The organism is Sphingomonas sp. SUN039 (assembly GCF_024758725.1).
In the GTDB taxonomy this organism is placed as follows: domain Bacteria; phylum Pseudomonadota; class Alphaproteobacteria; order Sphingomonadales; family Sphingomonadaceae; genus Sphingomonas_O.
Genome location: NZ_CP096972.1, coordinates 272,509 through 294,635, shown reverse-complemented (window position 1 = coordinate 294,635; position 22,127 = coordinate 272,509). Strand labels below are relative to the sequence as shown.

Sequence of the window (22,127 nt, the reverse complement as noted above, 5' to 3'; positions counted from 1 at the left end):
ACTATCCTCCTTCGCCAACCTTCTTCGCCAAGGCCGCATTCTGCGGGTCGGCAACGCCATCGCCTACACCAAGGGAATCCGAATGACTGCGTATCAAGTCTGCTCGAACTGCGTGATGGATACGACCGACGAGAACATCAGTTTCGATGCGGACGGTGTCTGCGACCATTGTCATAATTTCCGCGATCACGTCGCGCCGAACTGGCATACCGACGAGCGGGGCGAAGCCGAGCTGATGGCGATCGCCGAAAAAATCCGCGCCGACGGCAAGGACCGCGAGTTCGACTGCATTCTCGGCATGAGCGGCGGCTTCGACAGCTCGTACATGTTGCATATCGCAGCGACGAAAATGAAGCTGCGTCCGTTGGTCTTTCATGTCGATGGTGGTTGGAATACGCAGGTCGCGGTCCACAACATCGAGTGCGTTGTCGAAAAGCTCGGCCTCGATCTGTATACCGAAGTCATCAACTGGGAAGAAATGAAGGACTTCCAGCTTGCATTTTTCAAGTCCGGCGTTCCGCATATCGATATCCCGCAGGATATGGCGTTCATTGCGACCCTTTATAAGTTCGCCGCTAAGCACAACATCAAATATATTCTGAACGGTACGAACTATTCAACGGAATGTGTGCGAAATCCACTGAACTGGATTTATTACGGTACGGATATGGCGCAGCTAAAGGACATTCAGAAAAAATTCGGAACTGTGCCGCTCAAGGACTACCCGATCAGCAGCATTTTGTATCACAAGCTGTATTTGCGATATATCCGACGAATTTCGGTCATCAAGCCCTTGAACCTGGGACCGTATATCAAGGCCGACGCCCAAGAACTGATGTCACGCGAATATGGCTGGACACCTTATCCACAGAAGCATTTCGAGTCACGGTTCACGCGATTTTACGAGGGCTATTGGCTGCCTGCCCGTTTTGGCTACGATACCCGTAAAATCCAGTTTTCCAGCCTGATCCTTACCGGACAGATGACCCGCGAGGCCGCTCTCGACGCGCTGTCGAGGCCTGCGATTCCGGTGGAAGAAATTCCGCACGAGCTCGACTTTATTGCGACAAAGCTCGGCATCACGACCGACGAGCTCATCGGGTATCGCGACATGCCACTCAAAAGCCATCGCGATTACAAATCGAACGAGTGGATGTTCAACCTCGGTGCCAAGGCGCTCAGGCTCCTCGGCGTCGAGCGATCAATCAAGCGATGATCACGATTCTCGACTATGGATCGGGAAATATTTCAGCGATCGTTCGGCTCGCCAAGCTGTCGAACGTGGAGACGCGCGTAGCAACTGGCCCCGCCGACCTCGCCGACGCCCGGCATATCCTGCTTCCAGGTGTCGGCGCGTTCGACCGGACGATGGAGGCGTTTGTTTCTTCAGGCTTGGCAGGGGCGTTGACGGCACGGCTCGAACACCCCGACGTGTGGTGCCTGGGCATCTGCGTGGGCATGCACGTTCTGGCGAACGGCAGCGACGAAGGCTCCAGAAGCGGTTTAGGACTGATACCTGGACACGTCCGGCGGTTTCGCGACGAAGACATCGCCGAAAAACCCCGCATTCCCCACATGGGCTGGAACACTCTGGAAACCGTGCGCCCGCATCGCTTGCTGGAAGGGCTGGATGCCGCACAGGGTTTCTACTTTCTACACGGCTATCGTTACGCCTGCGACACCGACAACGACGTCATCGCCACTTCGACACATGGCAAAGCATTCCACTCGGTCATCGGGCGGGGCCGTGTGCTCGGCGTTCAGTTCCATCCCGAAAAGAGCCATGACAATGGTGTCCGGCTCATCGGCAATTTCCTGGCCCTATAGATTATGCTGCGCTCCCGGATAATTCCTTGTCTGCTCGTGCATAAAAAGGGACTGGTGAAGACTGTTAAGTTCACCGACTCAAAATATGTCGGCGACCCGATAAATGCTGTCCGGATCTTCAACGAAAAGCAGGTCGACGAGCTTGCGGTGTTCGATATCGACGCAACCGTCGAGGGCCGCGAACCCGACTATGGCATGATCAAGAACTTGGCCGACGAATGCCGGATGCCGTTATGTTATGGAGGGGGAGTCACTTCTGCCCAGCAGGCTGCCAAAATCGTCTCCCTTGGTGTGGAAAAGGTTGCCATCAGCGCGGCTGCCGTGGCGCGTCCGGCGCTGATCGCCGAAATGGCCGACGCAATTGGTCGGCAAAGCGTCGCGGTCGTCATCGACGTTCAGAAGGGCGGATTGTTGAGGTCGAATGCAGTTGTCACGCACAACGCTTCGCGCCGCACGAAGCTGGACCCCGTCGATTTCGCAGCCGAAGCCGAACGGCTTGGCGCGGGCGAAGTCGTGGTCAATTCGGTTGATCGTGACGGCACGATGAGCGGGTACGATCTCGATCTGGCACAGCGCATCCGCAACGCCATTAGCGGCCCGTTGACGATCCTCGGTGGCGCCGGGAGTCCTGCCGACATGCGCGCGCTGCTCGACAGGATAGGCACCGCCGGCGCCGCGGCGGGAAGCCTGTTCGTTTTCAAGGGGCAGTACAAGGCCGTCTTGATCAGCTACGCACGTCCCGATTGACCGTTCGGACAGGTCGGACAGTCAGCATGGCGAACTTCCCAAAGGAAAATAACTTCGACCTGATCCGGCTTGTCGCCGCGACACAGGTCGTCATTGTTCACGCCCAGGAACATTTCGGCTTGCGCTTTCCGCAGCACGATCTGGTCATGCGTCTCATCGAATCGCTTCCGGGCGTACCGGTATTCTTCGTGGTGAGCGGGTTCCTGATTTCTGCATCATATCTCCGCAACCCCGTGATCGGGACTTTTGCCCGCAATCGAATTTTGAGAATATACCCCGGCCTCTGGGCATGTTTGGCTGTGTCGGCTGTGCTCGTCCTGCTGAGCGGTTATCTGGCTGGGCGCGACGTCGCGCCGCTCGAATATGCCGCTTGGTTGACGGCGCAATCCACCTTCTTCCAATTCTATAATCCCGATTTCCTGCGTGGATATGGGGTCGGGTCGCTCAACGGAAGTCTCTGGACCATCCCCGTCGAACTACAGTTTTACGCGCTGACGCCGCTGCTCGTCGCCTGCCTGTTCCGCCATCGTTTCGCGTTCTGGGCACTATTTATGACCTCGATCGCGATAAATGCCGTGCATGGGCAAGGTTTCGATATGCTGCTGCTGGGCGACAGGGCGCACAAGCTGGTTGCCGTCTCGTTCTTGCCTTGGATCTACATGTTTCTGGCGGGGCTGCTCGCGAGCGTCTATTGGAGCAGGGTTTCGCAGCTGTTCGTGGGCAAAGCGGTATACTGGTTCACCGCGTTCTTCTTCGTCACTGCAATCGGTCTTTTTGCCGATATCGGCAATCACGGCAATCGCATCGCTCTCCCCTGGGCGCTGCTCATTGCCGGGACGACGCTCTCCGCAGCATTCGCGCACCCCCATCTCGCCAAGCGCTTCTTGCGCGGAAACGACATATCCTACGGCCTGTATATTTTTCACATGCCGATCTTCAACTATGTGATTGCTATCGGGCTCGCCGGTTCGGGCGTTGTTGTTTTCGGTGCCTTGGCGGCCGTGCCGCTCGCCGCCTGTCTTTCGTGGAAGCTGATCGAAGCTCCGGCCTTGCGGCGTAAGCCGTCCAGCCTGGCCTCGCAGGTGCCCCCCCTAGACTCATCTCGTTCGAACCCGGTCGCATAGCTATGAAAATTCTCATGTTATGCGAATTTTTCGATCCGAAACTGGAGTTTCAGGAAAACCAGCTTGTAAAATACTATCGCAAGGCCGGACACGAAGTCCGTCTGCTGACGTCGCAATACACCAATGTATTCGACTATTACGCGTCAGCGCCGCTCGCGAAAGCACCGGCATCTGAGTTCGAAATGCACGGCGCGAAGATTTATCGCCTGCCGTACCGGTTCAACTTGTTGAACCGGATCAGGCCGTATCGGGGCGTGGCAGATCAATTAGACGCGTTCGCACCTGACCTCATCTACCTGCACGATATCATCCCAAATACGGGGGAAATTGCCCGCTATCTACGGCGTCATCCGGCCTGCCGGGCGATCATCGACATCCACATGGACTATTCGAACTCAGGAAAAGGATTTGTCGCACTGCGCGTGCTGCACGGCACGATCCGGAGATGGTATTTCAATCGGATCAGGCAACATCTCGACGGCATTTTTCCGATCGTGCCGACCGGCTTCGATTTCATGCGCGAGGTCTACGGCGTTCCCGACGCCGATATGACACTTCTGCCGCTCGGTGCCGACATCGACCTGATAGATGAAGTTCAGCGCACGGTCGATCGAACCGCTCTGCGCGCCCGTTATGGCATTCCGCCACAGAGTCCCGTCATCGTTACGGGCGGCAAGATCACGCCGCGCAAGCGCCTCGAATGGTTGATCGAGGCGATTGACTGCACAGCACTGGATGATGTTCACGTCATTGTCCTCGGACAAATCCCGGAATCCGAACCAGCCTATGGCAAGCTGATCGCATCGCTTTCCCAACGTGTCGCGGGCCGCTTGCATTTTGTAGGCTGGCAGGAACCTGCGGGCGTTTATGCCCATATGGCTATCGCCGATCTGGCGGTCTTCCCGTCCAGCCAATCGATTATGTGGCAACAGTCGATTGCCTCGGGTTTGCCGTTGATCGTGGGCGATACGGGCGGACAGGATGCCAGCTATCTCAATGCCAACGACAATGTCATCGTCATGTCAGGCGAAAGCCTCGACAGCGCGGGCATACGGCAGAGCGTCTCGACCCTCCTCGCCGACAGCGGAAAGCTACGTGCAATGGCCGACGGTGCCCGGAAAACAGGTCGGGAAATGCTCGACTGGACGCGGCTGATCGACACCACATTGACCTGTCTGCAGCCAGGTCAGGCGCTGCCCCGAAACAATCGGGCAATGAGAAGCCAGTAGATCAGATAGCCGATCGCCTGCGTGGCGGTAATCCAGAGGACGAATGTCAGGAAGTCGGGCTTGAACGCCAAGGCAGCGACGACCAACCCGCCAACGGTTGCGAGCGAATAGAAATCGTAAATGAGCTTGAGTTCCTGCCGCTGAAACAGGGCGATGACACGGCTGTTCAGGTTTACGACGATCAGCAACACGACCCATGGCAAAATGGCGACGCTGACCTGCGCGAATAGACGCATCTTCTCCCCAAGCGCGTACACAATCACCGGTTCGAGAATGACCAGCGCGACGCCATAGCCTATGACGCCGAGCGCCAGCGCCAGCGCCGACGACTTCATGAACATCGATCTCACCACCATGATGTTTCCGGCGCGCAGCAAGGCGGAATAACGGGACTGGAGAACTTCGGTCATTGCCAGCGCCAGCTGACCTGCTGGTGCAGCCATGGCACGGAAAGCCAACCCGAAACTGCCCGCAGCACCCAACCCGAAGAACTGGGTGACAAGATAGATGGGCGCGTTGGCACTGAATGTGTCGAGGAGTGTCGATGGCCCCTCGATCAGCGGAAATTTCCAGTTGCGACGCATGACCGCACGCAAGCGTTGCGGCTGGATGGTCTGGGCGAGCCACGAGATGCGGGGGCGCAGGATCAATGCCGCAACCGCAACGCAAACGAGTTCGGCAAGCAGAAACGAAGCCGCCTGCCAGGCAACAGGCAGCACCCCATTCGCAATTGCCGCGATCGCTGCGCCGCGGAACACCAACGTCAGGATGCCACGACCATAGGTCGCCCGGACGATGGGCTGCAACTCGCCGGAACGGATTGCCATGTAACGCCCTGCTTGCCCCGCCGCGGTAGCAAGCATGATGCCGAAAATTGCAGCAAGCGAAATTGGTGACAGCGCAGCGAGCGAAAACAGGTTGATCGATCGCGCAGCCAGAATGACCAACAGGGCAATCAGGCTCATCAGCGTCGTGCTCGCAAATGCCAGAAGAAGCAGTACGCTGCATTCCCCGGTCGTTCGCGCCGACGGTATCGCAGAATCGAAGCGCAGGGCACAGAAGGTCGCAAAGGGGGCGGCGATCGCAAGACCTAGCAAGAATTTCCCCAATTCGTCCGGGGCCGCCAGAACGCCGAGCGCGAGCATCGACAGCAACTGCGCAGCCAGCGACACGATATTTGCGGAGCCCAGGCCGATGAACGTGCGCGCGAAGCTGCCCCCGCTCATTGGCTCGGGCGGTTGTAGCGATTGAACAGGACGAAATTTGCAGTCGGCCACATCAGGTCGAAGTTTTTCGTATCGCCGGTATTTTCTGCCGCCGCCAGCGCAGCTTCGAGCTTGCCGGGCACGACGACGCCGGGAGCTGGCCCCTCGTCCCCGATGCTACCGACAAGTTTGCGAACCGCAGTCGCCCAATTCCGGTTGTCGGGCGCGAAAGCCACCTTGTCACGGCGGTCCAGAATTGCATCGGGCACGATGCCGCGCATTGCCTCGCGGAACACATATTTGGTCACGGCTTGATCGCTAATAAGAAACCGGTCCGGAAACGACAGGCAAAGCCGGGCAAGGTGCGGCGTCAGGAAAGGAACTCTGCTCTCGACCGAGTGCGACATGGAGTTGCGGTCGTCATAGCGCAGGAGCGCCGCCAGTGAATGGCGGATCGATGCCTTCATTGTCGTCTTGAGACCGTCGCGCGGTGCAATCCCGCGATACACGTCGACCGCGCTGAAGCGTTCATTCGAACCGGCATCGGGAAAACGCGCCCATGTCGCGTTTTTAGCCAGATACCGGGCCGCCGCAGGTTCACGGATCCACGAAGGCAGCGCACCGCGACCCAGCCATTTACCGACCGTCGCCCAGTCCATGCTGAATTGCCGCCGCATCGCAGACGTGAGCGCGGCGGCGTGCAAAACTTTTCCCCTCCGCATATATCCGGCCAAAAGCGGGGTGAAATATTGCGCATAACCAGCGAGTAACTCGTCTGCTCCCTGGCCATTCAGTATAACCTTTACCCCTTTCGCGGCCACGGCCCGATAGACCTCGTTCTGTGCGAAAATGCTGAGGCTGCCGAACGGCTCGCCCTGGTGTTTGATGACGAAAGGCAGATGGGCATCGACCGTTGAGGGCGATGGCTGGATGAAGGTGGCATCGGCACCGACTTGATCGATGATCATTTGCGCCCAGCGCAACTCGGAAAGAGCTGCATCGTCGGGTACATAGGTAAAGGTCTGTATCTTCTGCCTGCCAAGCAGGTGAGCGCAGCACGCTACCGCGCTCGAATCGATGCCACCGGACAGCGAAAAGCCGATCGCGGCGTCCGAACGCATGTGCCTGTCGACCGAACCGATAAAGGCATCGCGCAGCGCCTGTGTCGCATCCGCGAAGCTCCAGTCTTGCTCCTCGATGCTTTCGAGGTCGAAGAAGACATGGCGCGCGGTTTCATCCAGCGTATCGAGATCGACCGTGGAACACACGCCCGCTTCCACCCGCTCAATGCCATAGACAATCGTTTCGCTGCTGCCCTCGTCGCTTCCCCACCGCAGCACATGAGCCAAGCGATCCGGTACGTATTTGATCTCGTTCAACCGTTCGATCAGCGGCCCGATCTCGGAGCAGAACAGCAGCTCGTCAGGGAGGGCCACCCGGTACAAGGGCTTGATCCCGAAATGGTCGCGGCAATAATGGATGCGGTTGAATTCGCGATCAACCAATACGAAGGCAAACATTCCCTCGAGCCGCTGCAACACATCGACACCCCACTGCCGCCAGGCGGTAAGCAGTACCTCCGTATCGCCGGTAGTCCGAAACACGTGGCCAAGAGCTACGAGCTCGGCACGAAGTTCGACGAAATTGTAAATCTCGCCGTTATAACTCAGCAGATATCGACCATCGTCCGAACGAAATGGCTGGTCCGCCGCGTGCGACAAATCGATGATCGATAGACGCAGATGCCCAAGCTGATGCTGGCTATCGGCAAAGGCCGAAACTGTCAGGTCGACAAGGGCACTGCCCGGTGACCACCCAATGGCACCTTGCGCGTCAGGACCGCGGTGGCGAAGCCGTGCAAGTGTCTCGCGCATGTCGAACGGCCGTGCCCGGGGCGTGCCGAAGCGAGCGATAATGCCGCACATAAGCTAACGCCGCCGGGCGCACGGGCAATGTGCGCGACCGGATTCTTGCGATGGTTTGTCACTGGTCATAGCATCGGCTGTCCGTAGCGGTGTGAGACCGAGAAAGACGCTGACCCGGCTTGCGAGACGACGCCATCGGCGTCGCGCTCGGGCCTGAGCACGAGTGCCAATATGATCATGAAAATGGATCCATAGGTCAAAAAAGACGAAAGCGTATCGGACGATGAAAACAACACCGTGGCAAAATAATTACACAACCCGGCAGATACAGTCACATAGCCGATCTTGCTCCCGATAACGTCGGCAAACTTCATCAATATGCCGACAATTAACGTGTAAAAAATCATCCCGGCGAATCGGGCATGGCCGTATCCAGCCCCGATAAATCCTGTATTTGCTGTATTGTAGTTGCTCAATCGTTCGTAAAAATTTGAGTCGCTATAATAATTCATGATGACGCGAGATCCATGCATCCCGTAGGGGTTGTTTAGAAATCCGAACGTCAATCTTGAATCCGACCAGTTCATCGTCTGGCTGACAGAAAAGAAGTCATGATAAAGAAAATTCGCATAAGCAGGCACGAAGAACATGCGCCTTATCGTGATCACACCTAGGTTTTCCGAACCGAGAAAAACGAATGCGGCGATTCCGAGCAAGCAAACTATCGCCAGACCCCCAATAAACAACGACTGTCCAAAATCATATCTCAGAGCAAGGAAAGCTGAAATAACAAAAATCGGCATCAAAATATGACTGCGATGCGACGCCAGACCGAAAACCAGCAACATCGCAACTAGCAACAATGCAAGCATTCCGTATTTACGGTAGTGTACCGTCATGGCTATCGATAACGGAACGAAGAACCCTGTTAAATTTGTCAGTAGATACTCAAGTGCGGAGTTCCTCGACTCGATTGCAGCTTCGCGGAACTGGTAGACGTCTGAAAAGTCGAAATTGAGATAGCGAAGATTGCCGAGCAAAATCGACGCGCCGATAAAAACCCCAAGCCCGCCGATCGCTGCATAGACAACCGTTATCGGGGCCAGCCGTGCAGACAGGCTGGACCCGACCCCCTTGAAGGGTAACCGGACAATGATCGCCAGCAGCGCATAGCATGTCACCGTCATGAGCAAATAAGGCGTGGCAGCGCCCCTGTAGCTGTACAGCGCGATCATCGGCAAAACGGGAAATGCGGCTAGCAAAACCATAAAAAAACGGGACGGCAGACGGGCGGATAGCGATGCGATAAACGCGACGCCAGTGGCACATAACAGGGCAATCAGCGGATAAAGAGCAGTGTCCGCGCCCGCCAGCCAGTTTCGTTCGAGAAAGTCCTGCGAATAAAGCGGCAACATAAAATAGTGCAGGCTGAGCACCAGCACTGCATAAAACATCAGCAACGAGAAAAAGAGCACGGCCCTCTTCTCGGGTCGGGGCGGCGCAGATATCGATTCGGACATAACGTACCGGTCCTGAACGCGCCTCAATAGACTGACCGACGCACTGAATGCGGTCCCCTTAGCCCATCTGCCTGCCCTGTCCAATGCGTTTAGAGCCAGCGGCTTTTAACGGCAGCCCCGCTGGACCGGTCACGGCAAGCTGGCTAGGGGGCTGCCATGAAGCAAATCATCCAAGACCTCTCGTCGGGCGGCACGCGCGCTATCGACGTTGCCCGTCCGGGCGCAAGTCGCGGCACACTCGTGATCGACTCCGCCGTGTCGCTGATCTCGGTCGGCACCGAGAAAATGCTTGTCGAATTTGGCAATGCCAGCCTGATTGGCAAAGTACGCCAGCAGCCCGAACGCGTTGCCGAGGTTCTTGCCAAAATCAAAACCGATGGTCTGATAACAACCGTCGATGCCGTCCGGTCCAAACTGGCTCAGCCGATTCCGCTCGGCTATGCCAATGTCGGCGTCGTTGCGGAGCTTGGATCAGGCGTAGCCGGTATGAAAGTCGGCGATCGCGTCGTTTCCAACGGCAGCCACGCCGAAACGGTTCGGGTCGCCGCCAATCTGGTGGCGCGCATTCCTGACGAAGTTTCCGATGAGGCTGCGGCATTTACGGTTGTGGCAAGCATCGGGCTTCAGGGTGTTCGCCTGATTGCACCGACACTGGGAGAGAGCGTTGCCGTTGTCGGCATTGGCTTGATCGGATTGCTCACTGTCCAGATTTTGCTGGCCAATGGCTGCCGCGTACTGGCAATCGATTTCGACGAAGCGAAGCTGGCGCTCGCGCGTAAATGGGGAGCGGCCACCTGCAACCCCGGGACCGGTGAAGATCCCGTCGCGGTCGGCCTCGCCTTTTCGGGCGGCGCAGGCATGGACGCGGTTCTCATCACGGCATCTACGGCGTCGAACGAACCCATTCGGCAGGCCGCACAGATGAGCCGGAAGCGGGGACGGATCGTCCTCGTCGGTGTCATCGGGCTCGAACTGAGCCGCGCCGACTTCTACGAAAAGGAACTCAGTTTTCAGGTAAGCTGTTCCTATGGCCCGGGACGCTACGACCCCGATTACGAACAGCGCGGCAACGACTATCCGATCGGCTTTGTGCGCTGGACCGAACAGCGCAATTTTGAAGCGATCCTGGCGTTGATGGCGCAAGGAAAGATCGATGTCAGCGACCTGATCTCGCACCGGTTCGCCATAGAAGTGGCGCCCGCTGCCTATGATGTGATCACTTCGAGTAACGGTGCCCTTGGCGTCCTGCTCACTTACGGCAGCCCGGTGGCAGCTCGGTCGGCGCGCAGTATCGCTTATGCGGCACCCCGTGCAGTCGCCGGACCCGTGCTCGGTGTTATCGGTGCCGGGAACTATGCGACCCGCATCCTCATTCCCGCGTTCAAGGCCGCCGGCGCAACTTTCGGGCCGATCGTGACATCCGCCGGACTGTCAGGGAGCATCGCCGCCGAAAAATTCGGCTTTGCAACCAGCACGACCGACACCGACGCGGTACTTAACGATCCTGCGGTGACGGCAATTGCGATTGCAACCCGCCATGACAGCCACGCCGGCCTTGTTGCCGCTGCCCTGGCTGCCGGGAAAGATGTTTTTTGCGAAAAGCCGCTCGCTATCGACCGTGACGGCCTCGACAAGGTCCGCGCGGCCCTCGACGGCGGACCTCATGCCTCCGGCAATCGCCTGATGGTCGGGTTCAACCGCCGCTGGGCGCCCATGATTCGCAAGGTCAAGGCGCTGCTCACCGCCGAATCGGCAGCAAAATCCTTCGTCATGACCGTCAATGCTGGCGTCATTCCGGCTGCCCACTGGACTCAGGATCACGACAGCGGCGGCGGTCGCATCGTCGGTGAGGCTTGCCACTTCGTCGATCTGCTCCGCTTTCTGGCGGGTGCGCCCATTACCAACGTCACAGCGCGCGCGATGGGTACGGGCACGGCAATGCGCGACGGCGAAGACAAGGCATTCATCATCCTCGATTTCGCCGATGGCTCGCACGGCGTCATCAATTATCTGGGCAACGGGTCGGCGAGTTTTCCCAAGGAACGGCTCGAAGTCTTTTGCGCTGGCAAGATCCTGCAAATGGACAATTACCGCAGGCTGACTGGCTTCGGCTGGTCCGGCTTCCGCAAAATGACGTCCATGAAGCAGGATAAGGGTCAAGCCGCCTGTGCGGCGACATTCTGGAACAGCATCATTGGCGGACACCCGAGCCCGATCCCGCTCGAAGAAATCCTCGAAGTGAGCGCGCGGACGATCGAAGCGGTGGAACAAATCCGGGCGGCATGACCCGGGCAATGATTATGCTCCGCACGCTTGCGCGGCTTGGGCCGGGCAGTTTGATCGATGTCGCCCTATACCGGGGCGGGCTGAAGTTGGGCGTGCACCCGGTTTTCAGAGCGCGTCCGGTACCCGATGCCGCGACGGGGGACTTCTTCGGCGAAGTGCCGCAGCTGAACGACCTGCCTCCCACTTCGGTATGGTCGGATCGCCCATGGGCATTCGGCCGGCCCGCCGGTCCGGCGAGCACGACGCCACCCGACTGGCACCACAATGTTGCCACGGGAACGGCCTGGCCCGGCGTCGGGATGCGCTGGGACAAGGTACCGACGTTCGTCAGCGGCGGTTCCGACATCAAAACAGTGTGGGAAGCATCGCGATTCGACTGGGTGCTGTCGTTGGCACAATCTGCGGCGAACGGCGATACGACAGCGCTCCACCGGCTCAACGACTGGCTGGACGATTGGGTGGCCAAGAACCCACCCTACACAGGACCGAATTGGGTTTGCGGCCAAGAAGCCTCCATTCGCGTCACTCATTTGCTGGCGGCGACGGTCCTTTTGGGAACCGTGACGCCATCGCCACGCCTTCTTGCCCTGTTGTTGACCCACCTCAGGCGCATCCGCCCGACGGTCGCCTACGCACGCGGCCAGCAAAACAATCATGCCACGTCGGAAGGCATGGCGTTATTCATGGGCGGCAGCTCGATCGCCCTGCACGCGACGACCACCGCACTTCGACGCGAAGGCAATAGCCACGCCCGTGCAGGTCGGCGGTTGCTTGAAGACCGCGTCGATGCGTTGATTTTCGAAGACGGGGGCTTTGCCCAATATTCGGTCGTTTACCACCGGCTGATGCTCGACAGTCTCAGCCTGACTGAACTGTGGCGGCAACGCCTGCAGCTCGACCGATTCACAGACCGCTTTTACCGCAAGTCCCGGCGCGCCATGCGCTGGCTGGCCGGAATGGTTGCGCCCGAAAGCGGCGATGTCCCCAATCTCGGCTCGAACGATGGTGCCTGGCTCCTGCCGATCGGTTCCGGTACCTATCGCGATTTCCGCCCCAGCGTCGCGCTGGCAGCACGCATGTTCGACGTCGACGCCGTCGACCCTTACGTCGGGTCGAGCCGGACATTGCTGGAATGGCTTGGCGCGGCCAGCGCGGATTGCCCTCCGACCACCCCGCTAAAAAACCCCAGCAAAGCCCCGCCGACAGCGGTGCGGCTGCTCGATGACAGCGGGATCGCCATCATCGATAACGGCAGCGTCCGCGCATATATGCGCCTCCCGGGCTATCGGTTTCGCCCGCATCAGGCCGACGCATTGCACCTCGATGTCTGGAACGGCGACGACAATAGTCTGACAGACGCCGGGACGTTTAGCTACGCTGGCGAGAATTGGGACTATTTTCCGTCGACCGCCGCGCACAATACAGTGACGTTTGACGACCGCGATCAGATGCCGCGGCTGGGACGGTTCCTTTACGGAGAGTGGCTCGCGCGCCACGACTTCGCGCTCGATGACCGGTCCGTCCAGTGCGGTTACCGCGACTGGAAGGGCTGTGTGCACGTCCGGCGCATCGACTGCCACGCCGACGGCTTTCTCGTGACCGACCGGATCGAAGGGCAGTTTGCCCGCGCCGTGCTCCGCTGGCGCTTCGGTGCTACGGCGCGCCTCACCGCCACGGGCGCGGAAAACGACCGTGTCGCGATCATCGTCGACACCGGCTCGCTCCCCCTTCGCTCGGCATTGGCGGTGCGCCCTGTCGCCCCCTATTACGGATCGACCCAGGACTCGACGGTCCTGGAGATCGAAGTCGACCGGCCGGTCACGCTGACCACCAGGATTGTCGTGCGCTGACCCGGTGTCAGAGCCCGAACGCGATCCCCACCCTGCCGCCGGTCGAGCCCCGCTGCGACGAGCCGGCGATCCCGGCATTGATGTAGATCTTTGGCGCAATCCGTCCGATGATGCCGCCAGCAAAACCCTGTTCGCCGCGATAGGTCGACAGGTTGAAGTTGATGCTGACATTGCTGTCGGGCACCACCATCATCCCGCCCATCGCCATCGACGCCGCGATGCCGCCGTTCGCCTGATCGAGACCGCGCCCCAGCGCCGCAATCTGCGTCGTGTGCGTGGCGACGGTATCGTCGATGACCGCCTGTTGCGTCTTCAGCTCCGCCATCGCCGTATTCTCGGCTTGCTTGAGCACGGCGGCGGCGGACGACGAGATGGCCCCGCGCCCCAACGTCCCGTTGGCATCGACAGTGACGACGAACTCGGTGCCCGTCTGTGCCGCGTCCGACGCGTTCATGTCACCGATGCGGACCGAGGTGCCGGTTGCGCCCAAAGTCACCTGATTGACCGCTGTCGTCTGCGCGCTCGCCCCGACCGCCGTCGATCCGGCAAAGCTCGCCACGGCGGCAGACCCCAGCGCGGTCGCACTGGCTGCCGTTGCGTTCGATGCCGCACCGACAGCGGTCGCGAGCGTCTGGCTGGCTGTGGCCTGACCCCCGATCGCGGTCGATTGAACCCCGCCCGCCGTGGAGAGCGCCCCGACGGCGCTGCCCAGCACACCACCCGCGACCGCTTCGCCACCGATCGCGGTCGACAGGTTCACGGTCGCCTGAGCCAGACGCCCGATGGCGGTCGAGCGGTCGCCATAGGATTGCGCGCCCGATCCGATCGCGCTCGCATTTGTGTTGTTGGCCACCGCACCCCCGCCGAATGCCAGACTGTTGGTCGCCGACGCCACCGACGCCGCGCCTGCCGCGAACGAGAGATTGCCCGAGGCATTGGCGCTCTGCCCCACCGATGTCGCCTGCACACCTGTTGCCCGCGCGGCCTGCCCCAGCGCGGTCGCCGAAAGCTGGTTCGCTACCGCGTCCGCGCCCAGGGCAACGGTATCCTGCCCCGACGCTATCGCGCCTTCCGCCCCGGCATCGCCACCATCTCCACCGATGGCGATACCGCGAAGGCCGGTCGCCTGCGCCGCCGTACCCATCGCGATGCTGCTGCCGCCGTTGGCGGTGGTTTCGATGCTCGACGGGCTGAATCCGACGCCGGCAACGGCACCCGACGATCCACCGATGGCGATGTTACCATGCGTCTGGGTCGCGCTGACCGTTGTGACGTAGGAGCCGATGGCAATGCCCGCGTTGCCTGCAGCGGTGGCATAGGTACCGTTGGCTGTGCTGAAGCTGCCCGTGGCGACGCTGGTCGTGCCGGTCGCGGTGCTTTGGTTGCCGCTGGCAACGCTATTGTAGCCAGCAGCAGTGCCGAAACTCGCGCTAGCTGTGCTTTGGTAGCCGGACGCGGTGCTGTATGCGCCGCTAGCTCGACTATATCCGCCGATTGCTGTAGCATAATTGTCGGCGGCAAGCGCGTCTGCACCGAGGGCGATGCTCTCCTGACCGCTGGCAATCGCGCCGAGCAAGTTGCTGTCGCCGACGGGGACGCCGTTGACACTGCTGTTGGTGTCGTTCCCATCCCCACCGATGGCGATGCTGCGCAGGCCGGTCGCAGTTGCCGCCGTACCTATGCCGACACTGTTACCGCCGTTCGCGGTCGTCGAGCGGTTGGCCGCGCCGAAGCCGGTGCCGTTCACTGCACCCGTCGATCCGCCGATGGCGACGTTGCCGTGGGTCTGTGTCGCCGCTTCGGTCGTTGCGTAAACGCCGAGCGCGACACTACCCCTGCCTGCCGCAGTCGTGTAGTTTCCGTTCGCCGTGCTAAAGGCACCGGTCGCTCGGCTGGTCGTGCCGTAAGCTGCTGCCGAGTCACCGCTGGCGATGCTCTGATATCCGCTCGCTACGGCGAATTGGTTGTTCGCCAGACTACCCGCGCCGATGGCCGTGCTATCGATGCCGGAAGCTGTCGCATCGACACCGATAGCGATGCTTTCCGAGTTGCTGGCAACGGCACCCAGGGTATTGGCATCGCCGCCGTCCGAACCGATGGCAATGCCCTGAGCGCCGGTCGCCTGCGTGCCGGTGCCGATGGCGATGCTGTTACCACCGTTGGCCGTCGTCGGCGTTCCGCCGAAACCTCCGGCAACCACACCCGACGCCGTGCCGATGGCGATATTGCCGTGCGTTTGTGTTCCCGCAACCGTCGTCGCGCCATTCCCGAACGCAATCGCGCCATTGCCTGCCGCTGTGCTGCTCGCGCCGATGACCTGGCTACCATAGCCGCTTGCGTTTGCATTCGAGCCGATGGCGATTGCAGCCTGCCCTCCGGCGGTGGCATTCTGCCCGCACGCCAGCCGGTCGTCGGCATCGGCGGAGTTTGCACCATTGTCGTTGTCGGTCGTCGCATCCGCTACACCGTTGTTGTTGCGGTCGAGCAGGCAGTCCTCGGCAAGCGCGGGCGTGGCCGCGAGCAGGCCGAGCGTGGCGACACCGGCATAGAGTGCGGCGCGGGCAGTTTTGGTCAGTGCTTTGGTCATATGTGCCCCCAGTTCGCAGTTGCGCTCCCCCGAACGGCCGGCTGGCGCAGGATGCTTTGCACAGAACATAATCAGACGGCCTCACCGGGGTCGCTGCCCATTTGGGCAGGGTGCCCTTCCACCCGCGCGCTTTTGGAATTACGCTACGTTGACAAGAGGTTGTTCGGGAAACGGACGTGGCAGGCGATTTCGAGAGCGTATTAGGTGGCCTGTACGAAGCCGCCGTCGTGCGCGAGCTGTGGCCGCAAGCGTTGCAGCGGTTTGCCGAACTCAACAACAGCCGTGGCGCATTGCTCACGCGCGGCGACCGCAATCACGAGGGACTTTTGTGCTCGCCGGGTCTGAATTCGACAGTCGCGCAGTTTTTCGAGCAGGACTGGCATTATCGCGACCTGCGGACCGAGCGCTGCCTACCGCTGGTCGGCATCGGCTTTATTGCCGACCAGCACATCATATCGTCCGACGAGCGCGCCACGTCGGCCTATTATGACGGCTTCGCCCGGTCGGCCGGCGTCCCTTGGTTCACCTCTGCAGGGATCGTCCGCGCCGATGGCGTCTGCCTTGCCATGTCACTGCAGCGGTCCGAGGCCGAGGGATCGTTCACCCGCACCGAGATCGCGCGGCTCAACCGGATGCACGGGCGGTTGTGCGAGGTGCTGGCGCTTGGATACCGCATGAGCGCGGAACGGGACAGCGCGATGCTGCGCGGCCTCGAACTAGTCGACCGCGCGGCGTTCCTGCTCGACCGTCGCGGTTCGGTTCAGGACATGAACACAGCGGCGGCAGAGCTACTCGACGACGTCGTCACCGTGCGCGACCGCCAATTGCAGGCTGTCGATCCCTGTGGCCGTACCGTGTTCTCGGACTGGATCCAGCGATCCTTGCCCCCCGGCGATCCGACTGGCGAGCGGCGGGTTATTCGGCTGCGCGATCTCGATAGCCGCCCTTGGCTCGCACAGGCGATGCCGATTGCCGGAAAGGCCAATGATGTCTTTGCCACCGGGGCCGTTATCGTGATCCTGTCGCCCGCGCATGCGGCCTGCGGGCCGACGCGCGAGATGCTGGCCGCGGCTTTCGGACTGACACCTACCGAGGCGCGCGTTGCCGAGCAAATTGCCGGTGGTGCCAGCGTCGACGAGGCTGCCGTTACGCTGTCGATGACCCGCAACGCGGTACGGTTCCACCTGAAGTCGATCCTGCCCAAAGCGGACACCCCGCGCCAGTCGACCTTTGTTGCAGCTGCTGCGGCGCTCGTAGCGCGCTGAACCTCGGCTCCGGAATCTGGCGCAATGGTGGAACAATACGACAGGTATTAAGTCGGCGCGGTTATCTCTTGCGCGGAGGTCTCTGCGGCGGCGGCGGTTGCGCGGGACCGCCCGGTTGCTGCGTCGCGATCTGCATGGGGCCGATCGACACGCCGAACAGCCGCCATCGACCTTGAACATATTGATAGAGCAGGTCGAACCCTATCGCGGTCGGGCGCAGGCCAAAGCTGCCCTGTACCTGCAACAGATCGGCCTGAACCATGCGCGGCGCACCGCGATAGGTCGGCGCGAGCAGCATTGTATTCGAAAGATCGACGTCGCTACTTCGAAGGCTGGCAAAAATCTGCGTCAGCCGCGCCGGATCGTTAGACATCTGAAACCCGGGGGCAGCCAGATCGCGCAGCACGGAATAATTGCCCGACCGGTTCGCGTGATCGACGGCGGCCATCGTCGACCAGACCATCTTGGCGATTTCGAGTTCGCCCGGCACGGGTGCCGCAGCCACCCGCAAGGGCGCTTGCTGCGCCGACACCGGGAGCGCCATTGCTCCAAGCAGTGTAGCAAACAGGCAACGGCATAGAAGCTTCATGCTGCCAACCTATGCCGGTCGGGCCGACGCCACAACCCGCGCGCAGTCAATTCCGTCGTCAAACAATCCGTAACGCCCGCGCGCCTTAAGCAGCCGACTGCTCTAGGTGAACCCAATCGACCAGCGCCTCGTCGGGCGCGAATTCGGGAACGAGACGCTGCAACAGGTCGCGGACCCGAGTCACATCATGCTTGTCGACAGCCGCGCGAAGGTCATCGAGATGTGCTTGCAGCGTTGTCCAGGGCAAGAACTGTTCGTGGGCCTTCATGATGCGGGGATGGTTGGTCGGCTCAGGATTTTCACCGATGAGGAGCTCTTCATACAGCTTCTCGCCGGGTCGCAGCCCGACGACCGCGATCTCGATATCGCCGTCGGGGGTATCGGCGTCGCGCACCGTCAGGCCCGAAAGCTCGATCATCCGGCGCGCGAGATCGGCAATCCGCAGCGGCTCGCCCATGTCGAGGACGAACACTTCACCGCTCTGCGCCATGGCACCGGCCTGGATGACCAGCTGTGCGGCCTCCGGGATTGTCATGAAATAACGGATGACGTCGACATGGGTAACCGTGACCGGCCCGCCGCGACTGATCTGGTCACGGAACAGCGGTACGACCGATCCGCTCGACCCTAGGACATTGCCGAAGCGGACCATTGAAAAGCGCGTGTCCGTGCCCGTTGTTGCCAGTGCTTGCAGCACCATTTCGGCAAGGCGCTTGCTTGCGCCCATCGCATTGGTCGGGCGTACTGCCTTGTCCGTGCTGATCAGCACGAAGTCGCTGACACCGCAGTCCGCCGCGACCCGGGCCATAACGAGCGTGCCGAACACGTTGTTTTCGACCCCTTGGGCAGGATTATGCTCGACGAGCGGAACATGTTTGTAGGCTGCCGCATGGTAAATCGTGTGTGGTCGCCAAGTGTTGATGATCGTGGCCATCCGTCCCTCATCGAGCACAGACCCGAGCAAGGGCACGATGCGCGGGACCGGCCCCTCGTGATGCTTCAACCGTTCGGTGAGTTCGCGGTGCAGCGTGTACAAGGCAAATTCGCTGCGCTCGACAAGCAGAAGGAGTTCGGGAGCGAGCTTGACAATTTGTCGGCACAGTTCGCTACCGATCGAGCCCCCAGCGCCGGTGACCAGCACACGCTTGCCGGCAATATTGCGCCCAAGCAGTATATGGTTCGGCGTCACGGCGTCGCGACCCAGCAAATCCTCGATATCGAGGGCGCGCAGGTCGTTTACGGTCACGCGGCCATGCGCGAGATCCATGATGCCCGGCAGTGTCCTTACCGCTGCAGAAGTGCCACGGATGAGCGACAGAATCTCGTTGCGACGCGCGCGGCTGGCGGAGGGGACAGCGAGCAGGATATCGGTCACGGCAAGCCGGTCGATCAGACTGGGCAAACCCGTCGAGGGATAAATCGGTTTGCCGTTCAGCACGCTGCGCTGCAACGTGTCATCGTCATCGACAAATCCGGCAAGGGTGAACTCCTCACTGCTGGCCAGCGCCGCTGCCAATTGGCGGCCGGCCGAACCCGCCCCGTAGATCAGGACGCGGCGACGTTCGCCCCGAGGCAGCAGGGCGTGGATTCCCCCACCCAGCCAGACCCGGACGAACGCCCGCGACGCGCCGACTGCCAGAAACAGCAAGATCGGCTGAATAATGCCAATCGTGCGCGGGACATTGGGGACGCCGAAGATCGTGATGATCGACGCGTAGATAAGCCCATAGGCAACCCCGGCGCGGGCGACTGCCACCAGCGCAGGCCAGCCCGAATAGCGGAAGATCACCCTGTAGAGGCCAAGGCTCGCAAAGATGGGAACCGCGAGCGCGACCGATACGACGACCGAAATCCACTGGGTTCCTTGCGGCCAAATCCAGACACCGACGCGCAGGTAAAAGGCTACGGCAATGGTCGCGACGCACAGCACCGCATCCATCGTTACGGCGAGCAGCCGCTTTACGGTGCGCGACCGGCCCAGCAACCACTTGGCGAAGGAATCGATCATCTGGCGCCTTACCCTTTATTCAGCGCGCACCCGATAGGGGCCACCCGGTTGTGTCGGCGTTCGCCTAGCAGGTCGGCCTCAAGCCGCCAATTCCTCGTCCGTCAAAGCGTAAAGGCCTGCAGCACCGCAACACGCCGATGATTCATGGCTGATCGCCTCGGCGACGATATGATCGAAGAAAAATCGCGCAGTTGCAATTTTGGCATTCAAGAATGCGGGGTCGCCCTCACCGACCGCAAAGCGCGCGACCGCCACATCATGCTGGCGTGCGAGCAGGCTTGCTGCCGTTGCGACCGCCATCATCTTCAACAGCGCAGCGCTCCCTGCCAACCGGTCGTCACTGTCGTGCGCCTGCATCCACCCGACGACGCGCTCGACGGCATCCGCCAACGCCAATAACGTAGGTACGTTTGCCCCGTCAGCGCGGATATCGACCAGCAGTTCTGCAATCGCCGACCCGCCGTCGAGCGCCAGTTTGCGACCGACGAGGTCGGCGGCCTGAATGCCGTTCGTGCCTTCGTAGATCGGGGCGATCCGGATATCGCGATAATGCTGGGCGGCTCCGGTTTCCTCGACAAAGCCCATGCCGCCGTGAACCTGTATGCCCAACGATGCGACTTCACAGCCGACATCTGTTCCCCAGGATTTGGCGAGCGGTGTCAGTATCTCGACGCGCCGTCGTGCATTTTCGTCGCCCGCCTTGGCCCGGTCGACATCGCCCGCCGCAGCGTAAATCAGTGCGCGCGCTCCCTGCGTCAGCGCCTTCATCCGCATCAACATTCTGCGAACGTCGGGATGTTCGATGATCGGCTTGCCCTGCACCCGGTCGCGGGCATAGGCGATCGCTGCCTGTGTCGCCCGCTCGCCGATTTGCACGCCTTGCAGCCCGACGTTGAGGCGGGCGTTGTTCATCATCGTGAACATCGCGCGCATGCCGCCCATCTCCGGACCGATGAGCCATCCCCGACAGTCGCCGCCATCGCCAAAGGCCATCGTGCATGTCGGGGACGCATTGATACCCAGCTTGTGCTCGATCGAAACGCAACGAACATCATTGGCAATGGTGAAATTTCCGTCCGTGTCGGGCCGGAATTTGGGAACAAGGAAGAGCGATATCCCCTTGGTCCCGCGCGGCGCGTCGGGCGTGCGCGCTAGGACGAGGTGAACGATGTTCTCCGTCAGGTCATGGTCGCCAAAGGTAATGTAGATTTTGCTTCCATTTATCAGCCAGCTGCCGTCTGACGCAGGCGTCGCCGACGTACGCAATGCGCCGACATCGGAACCCGCCTGTGGTTCGGTCAGATTCATCGTTCCTGTCCACTCGCCGCTGACCAGCTTCGGCAGATACGCGCGCTTTTGCTCGTCCGATCCGTGCGTCTGGATCGCCTCGATCGCCCCGACTGTCAGCATCGGACAAAGCGCGAATGCCATATTGGCGCTGCCTAGATCTTCGAGCACGACAGTCGCCAGAGCGAACGGCAAAGCTTGGCCGCCCGCTTCTTCAGGACCGTCGAGCGATCCCCAGCCCCCTTCGACATAGGCTTGATAGGCTTCCCGAAACCCCGGGGGCGTAACTACCCGGCCAGCTGCCCACTTCGCACCGACGACGTCGCCGATGCGATTTAGCGGCGCAAAATATCCAGCTGCAAATTGTCCCGCGCCAGCAACAACTGCATCGACAAGGTCGGACTCAACGCCAAGGGCGCCCATCCCAGTGACCGTTTCGAGGACGAACCGTTGTTCATTGACGGGAGCAACATAGTTCATTCGGTTTCTGCCTTCGTTCAGGGGGCCATCTGCGTCTTGCTGGCCGGTGACCTGGCCGTGACAATCCAGATTCTCGCACCGAATTTCGGCAAATTCACCGGCGATATCAACTTCTCAAAAAGCACTCCCGTTTTCAGGGCTTGGCAGAGTAGAAAACCGGCGAAACTGGTCCTCTAACGAAGATACAATTCAGTAGCTTGGCACGGACACCAGGCAAAAAAAAGGGGCGGCCGAAGCTGCCCCTTTTCATAACTGAGC

16 protein-coding genes are annotated in these 22,127 nt (G+C 60.6%); 9 read left to right on the top strand and 7 right to left on the bottom strand.

The window, feature by feature from the left end:
- The first annotated feature begins 82 nt into the window (after positions 1–82).
- From M0209_RS01445 to M0209_RS01425, 5 genes are read left to right on the top strand one after another with little or no spacing between them, the layout of a single operon-like run.
- Positions 83–1,216, top strand: a complete 1,134-nt coding sequence (locus M0209_RS01445) for an N-acetyl sugar amidotransferase (RefSeq protein ID WP_258886391.1) — start codon at positions 83–85, stop codon at positions 1,214–1,216.
- A complete protein-coding gene (gene hisH / locus M0209_RS01440; RefSeq protein ID WP_258886390.1) occupies positions 1,213–1,827 on the top strand; it encodes an imidazole glycerol phosphate synthase subunit HisH in 615 nt (204 codons plus the stop codon). The genes M0209_RS01445 and hisH overlap by 4 nt, the downstream gene beginning before the upstream one ends.
- Positions 1,828–1,830: 3 nt before the next feature.
- A complete protein-coding gene (locus M0209_RS01435) occupies positions 1,831–2,574 on the top strand; it encodes an AglZ/HisF2 family acetamidino modification protein (RefSeq protein ID WP_258886389.1) in 744 nt (247 codons plus the stop codon).
- A 26-nt stretch (positions 2,575–2,600) separates the two neighbouring features.
- Entirely contained in the window at positions 2,601–3,698 is a 1,098-nt protein-coding gene (locus M0209_RS01430) for an acyltransferase (RefSeq protein ID WP_258886388.1), read from the top strand.
- A gap of 2 nt (positions 3,699–3,700) precedes the next feature.
- Positions 3,701–4,927, top strand: coding sequence for a glycosyltransferase family 4 protein (locus tag M0209_RS01425; RefSeq protein ID WP_258886387.1), 1,227 nt, complete (start codon positions 3,701–3,703; stop codon positions 4,925–4,927).
- Here the strand turns inward: M0209_RS01425 and M0209_RS01420 are convergent.
- From M0209_RS01420 to M0209_RS01410, 3 genes are all read right to left on the bottom strand, one after another.
- Positions 4,885–6,153, bottom strand: coding sequence for a lipopolysaccharide biosynthesis protein (locus tag M0209_RS01420; protein ID WP_258886386.1), 1,269 nt, complete (start codon positions 6,151–6,153; stop codon positions 4,885–4,887). The genes M0209_RS01425 and M0209_RS01420 overlap by 43 nt on opposite strands.
- The gene (asnB, locus tag M0209_RS01415; RefSeq protein ID WP_258886385.1) at positions 6,150–8,057 is read right to left on the bottom strand and encodes an asparagine synthase (glutamine-hydrolyzing); all 1,908 of its coding nucleotides are present in this window, start codon (positions 8,055–8,057) and stop codon (positions 6,150–6,152) included. Before asnB ends, M0209_RS01420 begins: the two co-directional genes overlap by 4 nt.
- 65 nt (positions 8,058–8,122) lie before the next feature.
- Positions 8,123–9,472, bottom strand: a complete 1,350-nt coding sequence (locus tag M0209_RS01410) for a hypothetical protein (RefSeq protein WP_258886384.1) — start codon at positions 9,470–9,472, stop codon at positions 8,123–8,125.
- Positions 9,473–9,673: 201 nt separating this feature from the next.
- Between M0209_RS01410 and M0209_RS01405 the strand changes: the two genes are divergently transcribed.
- Together M0209_RS01405 and M0209_RS01400 are read left to right on the top strand one after the other, a co-directional pair.
- Positions 9,674–11,803, top strand: a complete 2,130-nt coding sequence (locus M0209_RS01405; protein ID WP_258886383.1) for a bi-domain-containing oxidoreductase — start codon at positions 9,674–9,676, stop codon at positions 11,801–11,803.
- Positions 11,804–11,811: 8 nt separating this feature from the next.
- A complete protein-coding gene (locus M0209_RS01400) occupies positions 11,812–13,653 on the top strand; it encodes a heparinase II/III-family protein (protein WP_258886382.1) in 1,842 nt (613 codons plus the stop codon).
- A gap of 7 nt (positions 13,654–13,660) precedes the next feature.
- Here M0209_RS01400 and M0209_RS01395 read toward each other — a convergent pair whose 3' ends face one another.
- Positions 13,661–16,240: a YadA-like family protein gene (locus M0209_RS01395; RefSeq protein ID WP_258886381.1), complete on the bottom strand. Its 2,580-nt coding sequence runs from the start codon at positions 16,238–16,240 to the stop codon at positions 13,661–13,663.
- Between the two features lie 176 nt (positions 16,241–16,416).
- Between M0209_RS01395 and M0209_RS01390 the strand changes: the two genes are divergently transcribed.
- Entirely contained in the window at positions 16,417–17,505 is a 1,089-nt protein-coding gene (locus tag M0209_RS01390; protein WP_258886380.1) for a hypothetical protein, read from the top strand.
- 61 nt (positions 17,506–17,566) lie between these two features.
- Here the strand turns inward: M0209_RS01390 and M0209_RS01385 are convergent, their stop codons facing one another.
- The 3 genes from M0209_RS01385 to M0209_RS01375 form a co-directional block, all read right to left on the bottom strand.
- Positions 17,567–18,049 carry a hypothetical protein gene (locus M0209_RS01385; protein WP_258886379.1) on the bottom strand — a complete coding sequence of 161 codons (483 nt, stop codon included), beginning with the start codon at positions 18,047–18,049 and terminating at the stop codon, positions 17,567–17,569.
- A gap of 130 nt (positions 18,050–18,179) precedes the next feature.
- Positions 18,180–20,102, bottom strand: a complete 1,923-nt coding sequence (locus tag M0209_RS01380) for a nucleoside-diphosphate sugar epimerase/dehydratase (RefSeq protein ID WP_258886378.1) — start codon at positions 20,100–20,102, stop codon at positions 18,180–18,182.
- Between the two features lie 78 nt (positions 20,103–20,180).
- Positions 20,181–21,869, bottom strand: coding sequence for an acyl-CoA dehydrogenase (locus M0209_RS01375; RefSeq protein WP_258886377.1), 1,689 nt, complete (start codon positions 21,867–21,869; stop codon positions 20,181–20,183).
- On the opposite strand from M0209_RS01375, the gene M0209_RS01370 reads away from it, so the two are divergent.
- Positions 21,753–22,046, top strand: coding sequence for a hypothetical protein (locus M0209_RS01370; protein WP_258889701.1), 294 nt, complete (start codon positions 21,753–21,755; stop codon positions 22,044–22,046). The two genes, M0209_RS01375 and M0209_RS01370, sit on opposite strands and share 117 nt — an antisense overlap.
- Positions 22,047–22,127: the final 81 nt, after the last annotated feature.

Bases quoted from the DNA above. Each gene is read 5' to 3' on its own strand.
- M0209_RS01445 (WP_258886391.1), top strand. From the start codon at position 83: ATGACTGCGTATCAAGTCTGCTCGAACTGCGTGATGGATACGACCGAC.
- hisH (WP_258886390.1), top strand. From the start codon at position 1,213: ATGATCACGATTCTCGACTATGGATCGGGAAATATTTCAGCGATCGTT.
- M0209_RS01435 (WP_258886389.1), top strand. From the start codon at position 1,831: ATGCTGCGCTCCCGGATAATTCCTTGTCTGCTCGTGCATAAAAAGGGA.
- M0209_RS01430 (WP_258886388.1), top strand. From the start codon at position 2,601: ATGGCGAACTTCCCAAAGGAAAATAACTTCGACCTGATCCGGCTTGTC.
- M0209_RS01425 (WP_258886387.1), top strand. From the start codon at position 3,701: ATGAAAATTCTCATGTTATGCGAATTTTTCGATCCGAAACTGGAGTTT.
- M0209_RS01420 (WP_258886386.1), bottom strand. From the start codon at position 6,153: ATGAGCGGGGGCAGCTTCGCGCGCACGTTCATCGGCCTGGGCTCCGCA.
- asnB (WP_258886385.1), bottom strand. From the start codon at position 8,057: ATGTGCGGCATTATCGCTCGCTTCGGCACGCCCCGGGCACGGCCGTTC.
- M0209_RS01405 (WP_258886383.1), top strand. From the start codon at position 9,674: ATGAAGCAAATCATCCAAGACCTCTCGTCGGGCGGCACGCGCGCTATC.
- M0209_RS01400 (WP_258886382.1), top strand. From the start codon at position 11,812: ATGATTATGCTCCGCACGCTTGCGCGGCTTGGGCCGGGCAGTTTGATC.
- M0209_RS01395 (WP_258886381.1), bottom strand. From the start codon at position 16,240: ATGACCAAAGCACTGACCAAAACTGCCCGCGCCGCACTCTATGCCGGT.
- M0209_RS01385 (WP_258886379.1), bottom strand. From the start codon at position 18,049: ATGGCGCTCCCGGTGTCGGCGCAGCAAGCGCCCTTGCGGGTGGCTGCG.
- M0209_RS01380 (WP_258886378.1), bottom strand. From the start codon at position 20,102: ATGATCGATTCCTTCGCCAAGTGGTTGCTGGGCCGGTCGCGCACCGTA.
- M0209_RS01375 (WP_258886377.1), bottom strand. From the start codon at position 21,869: ATGAACTATGTTGCTCCCGTCAATGAACAACGGTTCGTCCTCGAAACG.